The following is a 14,243-nucleotide window of genomic DNA, read 5'->3' as shown; positions in this document are numbered from 1 at the left end:
AAATCCGCACGAATATTGTCTGGAACCATAGTAATTTCATGATTGCGGACCGACAGGCGGCGTGCTTCACTCTGAGGCAATAGGTCGAGAGGAACTGCCATCCAGACCGTTGGACGCTCCGGCGCCCACAACGTAACAGGACCATCAGAGTTCCTGGCTGGATCCGGCGGTTGCCTCAGGGAGGTGACCTGATGTCTGATTCAGGACGCGGGTTTTTGGCGGCACGCGCGCCATATCTCGATGATCAGAGCCGATTGTCGGAGCTGCCGGGCACCAACTGGTGTCCGCTGGAGCCAGCCGGCCCTGCGCCGGAGTTGCGCACGGAATTGGCCCGGACGATCGAGACCGAGATCATCCCGCGCCTGATGCTCGCGCACCGGGCGCTGGGAGAAAGCCGCGCCGCTGCCCCGGCCGTGGCGCCGATCGTCATCACCGACGCCGATGTCGCAGCCTTCGCGGAAATGATCGTGCGCAAGCCGCTCAGTGCGGCGCGCGCGCATCTCGACGGTTTGCGCGATCGCGGGCTGACGACGGAGGCGCTGATCACCACCGTCCTGTCCGCGACGGCGCGCCATCTGGGCGTGCTCTGGGAGCAGGATCGCTGCACCTTCGTGGATGTCACGGTCGGTCTTTCCCGCCTGCAGCAATTGCTGCGGGTCTATGGGCCGGCCTTCGAGATCAGCCCGGCGCCCGAGGTCGAGCGGGGCCGTGTCCTGCTGGCCGTCGTGCCGGGTGAGCAGCACACGTTCGGCCTGGCCGTGGTGGAGGAGTTCTTCCGTCGCGCAGGCTGGCATGTTCAGTCCGAATTCCTGCCGTCGAGGCCGATTCTGATCGAGCATGTGCGGACCGAGTGGTTCGATCTGGTCGGCCTGTCGGCCAGCGGCGAGGTCTCCGCCGCCGGTGTCGCCGCTGTCGTCAAGGCGGTGCGCGGCGCCTCGCTCAACAAATCCGTTCATATCATGCTCGGCGGCAATCTGTTCGTCGCGGATCCGGCGCTGGCGGTGTCGCTCGGGGCCGATTTCGGCGCTCGCGACGCAGCGGAAGCCGTCAACCGCGTCGACTGGATGCTCGAGACGAAAAAGATGTCTTGTTGAAGATCGGCTACGCCATTATTTGCTAAGCGCCTCTCGACGCCCGTCACAGGCAGGAACCGGGTATCCGTCGTTATGAACGTCTTTGCTCCCCAGGCTCCTACGCTTGGTTTCAAGGGTCCCTCCGGTTGGCTTGGTCGGCTTGCGCCGGAGGTGGCCGGGAGCCTGATCACGGCTGCCAGCGACATTGCGCTCGTGCTCGATCGCGACGGCGTCATCCTTGATATCTCCCTGGGTACGGAAGATCTGCGGCGCGAAGGGCTTCGCGCCTGGATCGGCCGGAACTGGATCGATGTCGTCACGGTCGAAAGCCGGCCGAAGGTGCTCGACCTGATCGACAGCGCCGGCAACGAGACTTCGCTGCAGTTTCGCGAACTGAACCACCCGATGGACGGCGGCGCCGACGTGCCGATCCGGTATTCGGCAATGCAGGTCGGCGAGGACGGCACGATCGTCGCGCTCGGCCGGGATCTGCGCAATCTCGCCAATCTCCAGCAGCAGCTCGTCGAAGCGCAACAGGCGATGGAGCGGGAGTATGCCCGGCTTCGCATGGCGGAGACGCGCTATCGCATGCTGTTTCACCTCACCTCCGAGCCGGTGGTGATCGTCGAGGCTGCCAACTTCCGGATCGTCGAAGCCAACCCGGCGGCGCAGCGCGAGCTCGAACTGCCGAGCGACCGGCTGGTCAGCACGTCGCTTCTGACGAGCCTCGCGCCGCAAAGCAGCGAGGCGCTGCAGGCGATGCTGCGCATGGTGCAGGCCACGGGCCGCGCCGACGAGGCGGAGATCGCCCTGGCGTCAGGTTCGAAGCGCTTTCGGGTTCTGGGCTCGGCCTTTCGCCAGGACAATGCCGGTTACCTGCTGATCCGCCTGACGCCGATCAGCGGCGCAGCACTTCCCGATTCGGCCGCCCAAAGCGGCATCCTCGACGTGCTGGAAAAATTCCCGGACGGCTTCGTCGTGATCAGCCCCGAGATGAAGGTGCTCGAGGCCAACCGCGCCTTCCTCGATCTCACCCAGCTCGCAACCAAGCAGCAGGCGCTGGGCGAGCCGCTTGAGCGTTGGCTCGGGCGACCGGGGATCGATCTGCCGCTGCTGATGGTGACGCTGACCGAGCATGGCGTCGTGCGCAACTTCACCACGATCATGCGCGGCCAGTTCGGGACGGTCGAAGAGGTTGAACTGTCGGCGGTGCCGGCGCTGTCGGGCAGCACGCCGTCCTATGGTTTCGTGATCCGCAGCCTTGGCGTCCGCACGGCTCTGGCCGGGCATCGCGGCCGATCGCTGCCGCGTTCGGTGGAGCATCTGACGGAGCTGGTCGGCCGGGTTTCGCTGCGGGACCTGGTGCGCGAGACGACCGACGTGATCGAGAAGCTCTGCATCGAGGCGGCGCTCGAGCTCAGCCGCGACAACCGCGCCTCCGCCGCCAACATGCTGGGCCTCAGCCGCCAGAGCTTCTATGCGAAGCTGCGTCGTTACGGGCTGGGCGATCTGGACGATGCCGATCTCGGCGAGCCCAACTGACGGGCCGCAACGAGCGTCAATTTGTCTTGACGTTTTTGCCCCAGGCGGTGTCAGTTTTAATTGACAGTCACAGGGCCTGCGCCTAGCCTTCGGGCCATGACGCGCTGCTGCATTCCCTCTCGAACGGCCTCGCTTCCCTCGCTGGCAGGCGTTCCCGCCTCGCCCGCCTCTGGCCAGGCTGTGCCGCGATGACGGCGCCGCTGGGCTGGCTCGGCATCGCCCGGCTCGGTCTGGTCCAGACCGCGATCGGCGCGATCGTCGTCTTGACCACCTCGACGTTGAATCGCGTCATGGTCGTCGAACTCGCGCTGCCCGCCACCCTGCCGGGCCTGCTGATTGCGCTGCATTATGCCGTGCAGGTGCTCCGGCCGCGCTGGGGGCATGGCTCGGATGTCGGCGGCCGGCTGACCCCCTGGATCATCGGCGGCATGGCGGTCCTGGCGCTCGGCGGCTTCGGCGCGGCGGTCGCGACCGCGCTGATGGAGACACTGTTCTGGCCGGGCGTGGCTCTGGCCGCCCTGTCCTTCACCCTGATCGGCATGGGCGTGGGTGCGAGCGGCACCTGCCTGCTCATCCTGCTCTCGCGCCGGGTCGCCGATGCGCGCCGGCCGGCTGCGGCGACGGTGGTCTGGGTGATGATGATCGCCGGTTTCATCGTGACGGCGGGGCTCGCCGGGCAGGCGCTCGATCCGTTCTCGACGGGCCGCCTCGTCGCGGTCTCCGGCGTCGTCAGCGCGATCGCGCTGGCCGTCACCGTTGTGGCCGTCCGCGGTGTCGAGGGCCCGCCGCCGGCGATGCGCTCGCTCGACATGCCGGCGCCCGTCTCCTTCCGGATCGCGATCGGCGAAGTCTGGAGCGAACCCCAGGCGCGGCTCTTCGCGATATTCGTCTTCGTCTCGATGATCGCCTACAGCGCCCAAGACCTGATCCTCGAGCCCTTCGCCGGCACGGTCTTCGGCTATACGCCCGGCGAGAGCACCAAGCTGGCCGGCATCCAGAATGGCGGGGTGCTCGCCGGCATGGTTCTGGTCGCGCTGGTCACGACGCTGGCGGGCCCGAAAGCCGGCTCGCTGCGGATCTGGGCGGTCGGCGGCTGTCTCGCTTCGGCGCTGGCGCTCGCCTGCCTGTCCGTCGGGGCTTTTGCGGGGGCTGGTTTTCCGCTGAAGCCGATCGTCTTCGCGCTCGGCGTCTCCAACGGCGCCTATGCCGTCGCCGCGATCGGTTCGATGATGCGGCTCGTCGGCCAGGGCCGGCCCGATCGGCAAGGCGTGCGCATGGGGTTGTGGGGGGCGGCGCAGGGCGTCGCCTTCGGCCTCGGCGGCTTGCTGGGGGCGTCGGCCACGGATCTGGCGCGGCAGCTCTGGGGCTCGCCGGCGCCGGCCTACGCCACCGTCTTCACCCTCGAGGCGCTGCTTTTCATCGTCTCCGCCGGGCTCGCACTCGCCGTCGCCAGGCAGGCGACGGACAGCGAGCGCAAGCGGCCGCGCAACCCCGACACCCTGCTCGTCCCCAACCCAGGATGACCGTCATGACCCAGACGCCACCGATGCCGCAGGAAGCCGACCTCATCTATGACGTCGCCATCGTCGGCGGCGGGCCGTCGGGCGCGACCGCGGCCGATGATCTCGCCAGGGCAGGGCACAGGGTCCTGCTGCTCGACCGGGCCGGACGCATCAAGCCCTGCGGCGGTGCGATTCCGCCGCGCGCGATCCGCGATTTTGCGATTCCACCGTCGCAGATCGTGGCGCGCATCGCCTGCGCGCGCATGGTCGCGCCTTCCGATACGAGCGTCGATATGCCGATCGACGATGGCTATGTCGGCATGGTCGATCGCGAGCATTTCGACGAATGGCTGCGGGTGCGGGCCGCGGACGCCGGTGCGCACCGGATGACCGGGACGTTCGAGCGCTTCGAGCGCGATCCCGACGGCACGGCGCGCCTGCAGATCCGCCCCAAGGATGGCGGCCCGCTGACCAGCATCCGGGCCCGCATGGTGATCGGCGCCGACGGGGCCAATTCGAGCCTCGCGCGCGCGGCCATGCCCGACAGCAAGCGGCCGCCCTTCGTCTTCGCCTATCACGAGATCGTCCGCGTCCCCGCCGAGGCCAGCGCGCGCTATGACGCCAAGCGCTGCGACGTGATCTACCAGGGCCGGATTTCGCCGGACTTCTATGGCTGGGTGTTTCCGCATGGCGAGACTGCGAGCATCGGCACCGGCAGCGCCCATAAGGGCTTTTCGCTCAAGGACGCGGTGGCGCGGTTGCGCAGCGATACCGGGCTCGACGGCGCCGAGACGATCCGGCGCGAAGGGGCGCCGATTCCGATGAAGCCGATGAAGAAATGGGACAATGGCCGCGACGTCCTGCTCGCGGGCGACGCCGCCGGCGTGGTCGCGCCGGCCTCGGGCGAGGGCATCTACTACGCGATGCTGTGCGGGCGGCTGGCCGGTGAGGCGGTGCAGCTCGCGCTGCGCACGGGCGATGCGCGGGCACTCGCCACCGCCCGCAAGCGCTTCATGGCCGATCACGGGCGCGTCTTCTGGATCCTCGGCCTGCTGCAGTGGATCTGGTATCGCAACGACAAGCGCCGCGAGCAGTTCGTCAAGCTCTGCCGCAACCCCGACGTGCAGAAGCTGACCTGGGATTCCTACATGAACAAGGAGCTGGTACGCGGCAAGTTCATGGCGCATGTCCGGGTGTTCTTCAACGATCTCAGCCACCTGCTCGGCATGGCGCGTTGATGCCGCTGCCGCCGCTCGTCGCCACGATCGACCTGGCGCTGGCGGTCATCGCCATCGAGATGCTGGTGATCGGTCTGGCGGCGTGGCGGGGCGCGCCGTCGTCGCGGCCGGCCCTGCTGCTGACGGTGCTGTCGGGCCTGGGCCTCCTGCTGGCCCTGCGCACGGTCGCGGCCGGGGCCGATCCGCGCCTGACGCTGGCTGCGCTGACGCTGGGCGGTGTTGCCCATGCCGCCGACATCGCGACAAGGCTGCGCAGGGGGGCTGGCGGCTCTCTGGAGCCCTGACCGGGAAACCTTGGCGCGTTGAGACCTTGCCGCTGTCCCCGGTTGTCCGGTTTCAGAGACGCTCGTCCTCACCGTCGAGGTCGCCCAGGCCGTGGCGGCGCAGCTTGGCGTAGAAGCTCTGGCGGCTGAGGCCGAGCATCTGCGCGGCGGCGGCGCGGTTGTCCTTGCTGAGATCGAGCGCCGATTCGATGCAGAGCTTCTCGATCACGTCGCTGGTCTCGCGCACAATGTCCTTCAGCGCGACCGTGCCGACCAGTTGCGACAGCTGCTCCACCGATCGCGGCAGGCCCTGACCGCGCGGAGCCTGAAGGGCGCCTTGGGCCCCCTTGCTGCGGATGATCAGCCCGGTCGAGCCTGCGTCTCCGGCCCAGGCGGTGACGGCCGAGAGTTCGACCGCCTCGACGCTGCCGAAGGCGCCGCGGATGATCGTCGGGAAATTCCGGATGACACCGTGGTCGGCCAGGGTTTCCTGGATCAGGGGCAGGTCGATCCCCGGCCGTCCGAGCCAGCGATCAAGCGATTCGCCGATGGCCTGATGGCGCGAGGCGAGCTGCGCCAACTCCAGAAATGCGCGATTGGCGTGCAGGACGATGCGATCCGGGCTCATGATGACGCAGCCGTCGGGCGTCTGCTCGACCATGCCGTGCAGATGCCGCAACGGGGTGTCGCCGGCCGGCGCTCCCGTCTCCTGCCCATCGGATCGGAGCCGGACCAGCAGATTGATGGCGCCGTCCTGGCGGAAAGCGGTGGCGCTGACCCAGGTCTTGCGCTTGGCGCCCGGGCGCGACACCTCGGTCTCGTGCCCTTCGCCCGACAGCCTGGCCGTGGCCAGCATAGCTTCCAGCGCGTCGCCGCTCGTCGGGGCGAACAAGGATGGCAATGTGATCTTGCCGAGCCGGTCGGCGGTGATGGCGAACTCGTTCAACGCCGCGGGGTTGGCTTCGACGAGCCGCAAGGTGGTGGCGTCCGCGATGAGGATCGGCTCCGACGAGGAGTGGAAGATCATCCGGTAGCGTGTCTCGGCCAGCCGCAGCCGGGCATATTCCCGCTCCATCGCCTGCTGGGCTTCGACGAGTTGCTGCTGCAGCGCCGCAACGGACATCAGGTCGTGCCCGACCAGACAGCGCGCGCTGCTGCTGTCGTCACGGACGAGGCGGTAGCGGAAGGGACGATGCGCGCCGGCCTCGGCGGGGTGGTTGATCTCGCTGCCCCGGCCGGCCTCGGTGGCGGAGCTCCCGAGCAGATCCCTCGCCTTGGCCTGGCTGTCGGGGGAGACGACGTCGATGAAGTGCCGGCCGAGCCAGCTGTCGTGGTCGCCGGGTGGACAGGCCTCCCCCTTGAGCACCTGTTCGATCACGCCGTCGGGATCGACGAAGAGGGCGATGTCGGACGCGGCCGCAATTACCTGGCGCGCAAAGGACGAGAGGCGTTCCGGCCGAGGCTCGTGAGCCGGTCGCGACGTCGTGGAGTCCTGTAACGGTGCGGAGGACATGGCGACGAAGGCCCGTTCCTTGTTGAGAAGGCCTGCATTCATGCGGGATCGTCGCGACACCGGCGCTTCGGGATGCGCGATGCCGTCTCCGAAACCCGCCGGGGTCTCCGGTTCGATATCGACAGGCGAGGTCCTCCGGTCGGGGCGCCCTCCGGTCGCAGCGCCGCGCCTGGCTCGCCAGGTCGACGCGTTGACGGGTGGCGCTCCGGTCGTTGCGGCCACTCCTGCCCCATTCTTGGTCAAGCCACGGATATGGCGAGATTGTTTCAGCAACATGCCGCTCCCGTCAGGGGAGCGGAACCGTTCAGACGTGATCTCGCCCCACGCATTTCGACGGGGAGCATCGCGATGGGCGAACCCCTCGCCAAGCGCGCAAACCTGCTGACTGAAGACCGTAGCGAAAGTCGACTGATTGTAAAGTAGTCGAGACATTTTTTTGTTCCATGAGCGTCAATCAAACTTGACACATAGGGTGCTTGGCTTCAGCTTCACTGGGCCGCGAGCGCAACCGCCACCCGGTTGACGTCGTCGGCAGGAGGCGTCCCATGACGTTTCGTGCAGAATCCATCCGGCCCGCCGGCGACGGCGCCGCCACCCCCCTTTCCCTCCCCTCCGCCTATCGCCCTCATCAAGCGGCGGCGCCGATGGCCTGGACCGAACTGCGGTCCGGCCCGATGATCGGCTGTCCCACGCGAAGGCTTCTCGCTTCGTCGGCGTCACGGTCCCAAGGGCGGCCCGCCGGCGTCCCTGCGCCGGCGTCCGCTACGCCCGAGGTGCCGTGACATGGGCCTGATCGACAGGGCCGGCCCCCGCAAGGCCGAGATCGCCGCCACGCCGGTCCGCGTCGTCATCGTCACCATGGATACCCATGTCGCCAGCGCGACGGCCCGGGCGCATCTGGCGCTGAAGCGGGATCTGCCGGGCCTGGAACTCAGCGTCCATGCGGCGTCCGAATGGTCCGCCGATCCGCGCACGCTCGCGCGCTGTCTCGAGGCGATCGCCGGCGCCGACATCGTGATCAACACGATGCTGTTCATGGAAGATCATTTCCTGCCGCTGATGCCGGCGCTGCAGGCGCGGCGGGAGGCCTGCGACGCGATGGTCTGCATCATGTCGGCCGGCGAGGTCACCAAGATGACCCGGCTGGGTCGCTTCCGGATGGACGGCCCATCGAGCGGCCCGATGGCCCTGCTCAAGCGGCTGCGCGGCAACAAGGGCAAGCCGGCCGGCGGCGGCGGCGGCGCCAGCCAGATGAAGATGCTGCGCCGGCTGCCGCAGATCCTGCGCTTCATCCCCGGCACGGCCCAGGATGTGCGCGCCTATTTCCTGACCCTGCAATACTGGCTGGCGGGGTCCGAGGAGAACATCGCCAATCTCGTGCGCTTCCTCGTCGACCGCTATGCCGATGGCGAGAGGCGGGTGCTGCGCGGCACGCTGAAGGTCGGCAAGCCGGCCGAATATCCCGAGACCGGCGTCTATCATCCAGCCATGCCCGGTCGGGTCAGCGCCGATACGCAGGCCCTGCCGATGGCGGCGGGGGCCAGGGGCACGGTGGGGCTTCTGGTGCTGCGCTCCTATGTGCTGGCAGGCAATTCCGCCCATTACGACGGCGTGATCCGGGCGTTCGAGGCGCGCGGCCTCAACGTCCTGCCGGTCTTCGCGACCGGGCTCGATGCGCGCGAGGCGATCGACGCCTTCTTCTTCAAGAACGGCCGCCCGGTCATCGACGCGTTGGTCTCGCTGACCGGATTCTCGCTGGTGGGCGGCCCCGCCTACAACGATTCTCAGGCGGCGCAGGATGTCCTGGCGCGGCTCGACGTGCCGTATATCGCGGCGCATCCGGCCGAGTTCCAGACGCTCGACCAGTGGGGCCCATCGGATCGCGGCCTGCTGCCGGTCGAATCGACCATCATGGTCGCGATTCCCGAGCTCGACGGCGCGACCGGGCCGATCATCTTCGGCGGCCGCACTGAGAACGCCGGGCACTGCACCGGCTGCAGCCGCGCCTGTCAGTTCCCGCCCAGCGAAGGCCAGCGCGACATGCATGTCTGCGCCGAGCGCGCCGAGGTGCTGGCGGCACGGACCGAGAAGCTGGTGGCGCTGCGGCGCTCGGCCCGGGCCGAACGCAAGGTCGGCATCGTGCTGTTCAACTTCCCGCCCAATGCCGGCAACACCGGCACGGCGGCCTATCTCTCGGTGTTCGAATCGCTGCACCGGACGCTGCTGGCGATGCGGGCCGAGGGCTACAGCGTCGACGTTCCCGACAGCGTCGATGCGCTGCGCCAGGCGATCATCGAGGGCAATGCTTCCCGTTATGGCGCGATGGCGAATGTGCATGTCCGGATCGGCGCGGGCGAGCATATCCGGCGCGAGCGCTGGCTCTCCGAGATCGAGGCCCAATGGGGCCCGGCGCCCGGCCGCCAGCAGAGCGACGGCTCCTCGATCTTCGTGCTCGGCGAGCGCTTCGGGAATGTCTTCGTCGGCATCCAGCCGAGCTTCGGCTATGAGGGCGACCCGATGCGCCTGCTCTTCGAGAAGGGCTTTGCGCCGACGCATGCCTTCTCGGCCTTCTACCGCTGGATGCGCGAGGATTTCGGTGCCCATGCGGTGCTGCATTTCGGCACCCATGGCGCGCTCGAATTCATGCCTGGCAAGCAGAGCGGTCTCTCGGCCCAGTGCTGGCCCGACCGGCTGATCGGCGACCTGCCCAACATCTATCTCTATGCCTCGAACAACCCCTCCGAAGGCGCGATCGCCAAGCGGCGCGGGGCGGCGACGCTGATCAGCTATCTGACGCCACCGGTGGCCTCGGCCGGGCTCTATCGCGGGCTGATCGAGCTCAAGGGCTCGCTCGACCGCTGGCGCGGCCTCGCGCCGGAGGAGATGCGCGAACAGGGTGAGCTGGCTGTTCTAGTCCAGGCCCAGGCGGCCGCGCTCGATCTCGCGCCTGCCGAGCCGGCCTGGAGCCGACAGGAGCTTCCGCCGCGCATCGCAAGGCTGACCGAGACGGTGCTCGAGCTGGAATACACGCTGATCCCGCATGGGCTGCATGTCGTCGGCGAGCTGCTGTCGACCGAAGAGCGCGTCGACATGCTGCTGGCGATGGCGGAATCGAGCCATGGCCAGCGGCCCGACCGGGCGCTGATCGAAGAGCTCGTCGCCGGCGGAAGCCCGGAGCGGGCGCTGAAGGCGCTGGGGCACGAGCCGCAGGACGCGATGCTGGCGATGCTGACCGAACTGGCGGCCGCCGATGCGCTCCTGGCTGAGGATCATGAGATCCAGGGCCTGATGCGCGGGCTGGACGGGCGCTTCATCCGCCCGGCACCCGGTGGCGACCTGCTGCGGACGCCGGCCGTGCTCCCGACCGGGCGCAATCTGCACGGGTTCGATCCGTTCCGCATTCCCAGCGCCTATGCGGTGCAGGATGGCGCGAAACAGGCTGCGCGGCTGCTCGACCGCCATCTGGCCGACGGCAACCCGTTGCCGGAGACCGTCGCGCTGGTGCTGTGGGGCACCGACAATCTGAAGACCGAGGGCGCGCCGATCGCCCAGGCGCTGGCGCTGATGGGCGCCGCACCGCGCTTCGACGGCTATGGCCGGCTCGCGGGTGCGCAGCTCATCCCGCAGGACCAGCTCCAGCGTCCGCGCATCGACGTGGTGATGTCGCTCTCGGGCATCTTCCGCGACCTGCTGCCGCTGCAGATCCGGCTGCTGGCCGAGGCCGCCTTCCTCGCGGCATCAGCCGACGAGCCGCCGGAGCGGAACTTCGTGCGCAAGCATGCGCTGGCCTATCAGGCGGAGCATGGCTGCGATCTTGAGACGGCGTCCCTGCGGGTGTTCGGCAATGCCGAGGGCGCCTATGGCTCCAACGTCAACAATCTCGTCGAGAGCGGCCGCTGGCAGGACGAGGACGAACTGGCCGAGACCTATACGCGCCGCAAGGGCTTCGCCTATGGCCGGGGCGGGCGGGCGGTGCAGCAGCCCGACCTCCTGAAGAGCGTGCTCGGCGGCGTCGAACTCGCCTATCAGAACCTCGATTCGGTCGAGCTCGGCGTCACCACGGTCGACAACTATTTCGATACGCTGGGTGGCATCAGCCGGGCGGTGCGGCGGGCGCGAGGCGGGGCCTCGACGCCGGTCTATATCGGCGACCAGACCCGCGGCGAGGGCACGGTGCGGACGCTCTCCGAGCAGGTCTCGCTGGAGACGCGCACCCGCATGCTCAACCCGAAATGGTACGAGGGCATGCTCAAGCACGGCTATGAGGGCGTGCGGCAGATCGAGACCCATGTCACCAACACGATGGGCTGGTCGGCGACGACGGGCCAGGTCGAGCCCTGGGTCTATCAGAAGCTGACCGAGACCTATCTGCTCGACCCCGCCATGCGCGAGCGGCTCGCGGCGCTCAACCCGACGGCCTCCGCCAAGCTCGCCAACCGGCTGATCGAGGCGCAGCAGCGCCAATATTGGCAGCCCGATGCGGCGACGCTGGCGGCGCTGCAGCAGGCCGGCGACGAGTTGGAGGACCGGCTCGAAGGCATCGGCATGGAGGCGGCGGCATGAGCGAGACCGGCGCCACGCTCAGGCCCGGCACGGGGCCCGTGGCCTATCCCGCGCCATCGGCCGTGCTCGAACTGCTCAAGCCGATCACCTGGTTCCCGCCGATGTGGGCCTTCGCCTGCGGGGTGGTGTCGTCGGGCGTGTCGATCGCCGACAATCTCTTCGTCGCGCTGTTGGGGGTCGTGCTGGCCGGGCCGCTGGTCTGCGCGATGAGCCAGGCCATCAATGACTGGTACGACCGCGATGTCGATGCGATCAACGAGCCGCACCGGCCGATCCCCTCGGGCCGCATTCCCGGGCGCTGGGGGCTCTACATCGCGGTGATCTGGACCGGGCTGTCGCTGGCGGTGGCCTCGCTGCTCGGCTTCTGGGTGCTGATCGCAACCTGCCTCGGCCTGTTCCTGGCCTGGGCCTATAGCGCGCCGCCGTTGCGGCTGAAGCGCAATGGCTGGCTCGGCAACGCGGCTTGCGGCTTTTCCTATGAAGGGCTGGCCTGGGTCACGGGGGCTGCGGTGATGCTCGGCGGCGCGCTCCCGCCCTGGCCGGTGCTGACGCTGGCGCTGCTCTACAGCCTCGGCGCCCACGGCATCATGACCCTCAACGATTTCAAGGCGATGGACGGCGATCGCCAGATGGGCATCCGCTCGCTGCCGGTCCAGCTCGGGGCCGAAGGCGCGGCGCGCGTCGCCTGCGCCATCATGGCCGCCCCCCAATTCGTGGTGATCGCGCTGCTGCTGCAGTGGCAGCGGCCGGTCGAGGCTGTCGTGGTCGGCGCCTTCCTGGCGGGGCAACTCGTGCTGATGGCCCGCTTCCTGCGCGATCCGGTCGGCAAGGCCCTGTTCTACAGCGGCTTCGGCGTGCCGCTCTTCGTCTTCGGCATGATGGCGAGCGCGGTCGCGGTGCGCAGCCTGCCCGCGGGCTTTTGAGGCGATGGGTTCGCGCGCGGCATGACGATGCGCGAGCCGGGCCGGCCTGCCCTGGGATGGATCCGGCTTTTGCTCGGCGGTCTCGCCGTCGTCGCGATCGGTGTCGCGCTTGCGCAGTTGCAGGATACTAGGCGCGGCGTCACCACCGAATCGATGGCCGTGGACGGCACGCCGATGACGGTGTTTCGCCCGGTCCAGACCGGGGCCGCAGCCCCAGTCGTCGTGATCGCGCATGGCTTCGCCGGCTCGCAGCAACTGATGCAGCCCTTCGCCGTCACGCTGGCGCGTGCCGGCTATGTCGCGGTGACCTTCGATTTCGCCGGCCATGGCGCCAATCCGAAGCCGCTCACGGGCAGCATCTCCCGGGAGGACGGCGCGACGCGCCGGCTGGTCGACGAGACCGCGCGCGTCGCCGACAGGGCCAGAGGGCTGGGCGACGGGCGGCTCGCCCTGCTCGGCCATTCGATGGCGACCGACATCATCGTGCGCGTCGCCCAGAGCCGGGCCGATGTCGCGGCAACGGTGGCGGTCTCGATGTTCTCGCCGGCCGTCACCGCGGCGAGCCCGCGCAACCTGCTGGTCGTCGCCGGGGAATGGGAAGGGGGCTTGCGGCGCGAGGCGCTGCGCGCGGTCGGGCTGGTCTCGGCGCCGGCCTCGCCCGAGGCGGGCGTCACCTATGGCGATATCGCGGCGGGGAGCGCGAGGCGCGCCGCCGTCAGCCCCCGGGCCGAGCATGTCGGCGTGCTCTACAACGAGACCAGCCTGAGCGAGGCCCTGGCCTGGCTGGATGCGAGCTTCGGCCAGCCCACTGCAGCAAACCCCGATCTCGACGGCCGGGGCGTCTGGATCCTGCTCCTGCTCCTGGGCGTCGTCGTTCTGGCTTCTCCGCTCTCGGCCCTCCTGCCGCGCGCGGCCTCGCCGCCGGTGGGTGCGGGGCTGGGCTGGCGGCGGATCGCGCTGCCGCTGATCCTGCCGGCGCTGCTGACGCCGGTTGTGCTGCGCTTCGTGCCGACGAACTTCCTGCCCGTCATCGTCGGCGACTATCTCGCCGTGCATTTTGCGGCCTATGGCGTGCTGACGGCGCTCTGCATCGCGTTCGTCCAGCGCGGGCGCACCTCTCCGCGTTCAACCGTGTCGCGCGGCGCGCTGGCCACCGGGACGCTTGCGCTGCTGCTGTTTGGCCTCGTCGCCCTGGCCTGGCCGATCCACAGCTATGTGACGGCATTCGTGCCTACGGGCCATCGCCTGCCGCTCTTTGCCGCGACGCTGGTGGGGACACTGATCTATTTTCTCGCCGATGAATGGCTGACGCGGGGGGCGGGGGCGGCGCGCGGGGCGTACCTCGCCTCGAAACTCGCCTTCCTGGTTTCGCTCGGCCTTGCGGTCGCGCTCGATTTCCAGCGGCTGTTCTTTCTCTTGATCATCGTCCCGGTGATCGTGCTGTTCTTCCTCGTCTACGGGCTGTTCAGCGCCTGGGCGTTCCGGCGCTCCGGCCATCCCTTCATGGCCGGGATCGCCAACGCCTTCGCCTTCGCCTGGGCCATCGCCGCCACCTTTCCGCTGGTGGCGCGATGACTACATGCCTTGCGATGGGAAAGCAGTTGACGTTGCCTCGGCGACTTGCTC

At 68.7% G+C, this 14,243-nt stretch carries 9 protein-coding genes; 8 read left to right on the top strand and 1 reads right to left on the bottom strand.

Annotated elements, in window-relative coordinates; genetic code table 11:
- The first annotated feature begins 191 nt into the window (after nucleotides 1-191).
- The 5 genes from Q8S38_RS16285 to Q8S38_RS16265 all read left to right on the top strand — a co-directional run bounded on the left by Q8S38_RS16285 (nucleotide 192) and on the right by Q8S38_RS16265 (nucleotide 5,639).
- Nucleotides 192-1,094, top strand: coding sequence for a cobalamin B12-binding domain-containing protein (locus Q8S38_RS16285; RefSeq protein WP_305681428.1), 903 nt, complete (start codon nucleotides 192-194; stop codon nucleotides 1,092-1,094).
- A gap of 150 nt (nucleotides 1,095-1,244) precedes the next feature.
- Nucleotides 1,245-2,615: a transcriptional regulator PpsR gene (gene ppsR, locus Q8S38_RS16280; RefSeq protein ID WP_305681427.1), complete on the top strand. Its 1,371-nt coding sequence runs from the start codon at nucleotides 1,245-1,247 to the stop codon at nucleotides 2,613-2,615.
- A 188-nt stretch (nucleotides 2,616-2,803) separates the two neighbouring features.
- Nucleotides 2,804-4,138 carry a BCD family MFS transporter gene (locus tag Q8S38_RS16275; protein WP_305681426.1) on the top strand — a complete coding sequence of 445 codons (1,335 nt, stop codon included), beginning with the start codon at nucleotides 2,804-2,806 and terminating at the stop codon, nucleotides 4,136-4,138.
- Between the two features lie 5 nt (nucleotides 4,139-4,143).
- Nucleotides 4,144-5,355, top strand: coding sequence for a geranylgeranyl diphosphate reductase (locus Q8S38_RS16270; RefSeq protein ID WP_305681425.1), 1,212 nt, complete (start codon nucleotides 4,144-4,146; stop codon nucleotides 5,353-5,355).
- A complete protein-coding gene (locus tag Q8S38_RS16265; RefSeq protein WP_305681424.1) occupies nucleotides 5,355-5,639 on the top strand; it encodes a hypothetical protein in 285 nt (94 codons plus the stop codon). The genes Q8S38_RS16270 and Q8S38_RS16265 overlap by 1 nt, the downstream gene beginning before the upstream one ends.
- 52 nt (nucleotides 5,640-5,691) lie before the next feature.
- Here the strand turns inward: Q8S38_RS16265 and ppsR (Q8S38_RS16260) are convergent, their stop codons facing one another.
- Nucleotides 5,692-7,173: a transcriptional regulator PpsR gene (gene ppsR, locus Q8S38_RS16260; protein WP_305681423.1), complete on the bottom strand. Its 1,482-nt coding sequence runs from the start codon at nucleotides 7,171-7,173 to the stop codon at nucleotides 5,692-5,694.
- 741 nt (nucleotides 7,174-7,914) lie between these two features.
- On the opposite strand from ppsR (Q8S38_RS16260), the gene Q8S38_RS16255 reads away from it, so the two are divergent.
- The 3 genes from Q8S38_RS16255 to Q8S38_RS16245 are packed head-to-tail and all read left to right on the top strand — an operon-like array spanning nucleotide 7,915 to nucleotide 14,192.
- Nucleotides 7,915-11,694, top strand: a complete 3,780-nt coding sequence (locus tag Q8S38_RS16255) for a magnesium chelatase subunit H (protein ID WP_305681422.1) — start codon at nucleotides 7,915-7,917, stop codon at nucleotides 11,692-11,694.
- Nucleotides 11,691-12,617: a chlorophyll synthase ChlG gene (gene chlG / locus Q8S38_RS16250; RefSeq protein ID WP_305681421.1), complete on the top strand. Its 927-nt coding sequence runs from the start codon at nucleotides 11,691-11,693 to the stop codon at nucleotides 12,615-12,617. Before Q8S38_RS16255 ends, chlG begins: the two co-directional genes overlap by 4 nt.
- 21 nt (nucleotides 12,618-12,638) lie before the next feature.
- A complete protein-coding gene (locus Q8S38_RS16245; RefSeq protein WP_305681420.1) occupies nucleotides 12,639-14,192 on the top strand; it encodes an alpha/beta hydrolase in 1,554 nt (517 codons plus the stop codon).
- Nucleotides 14,193-14,243 lie beyond the last annotated feature (51 nt).

It is taken from the genome of Allobosea sp. (assembly GCF_030695125.1).
In the GTDB taxonomy this organism is placed as follows: Bacteria; Pseudomonadota; Alphaproteobacteria; order Rhizobiales; family Beijerinckiaceae; genus Allobosea.
The sequence above is the reverse complement of the archived record's forward strand: the minus strand, read 5'-3'. Positions and strand labels throughout refer to the sequence as shown.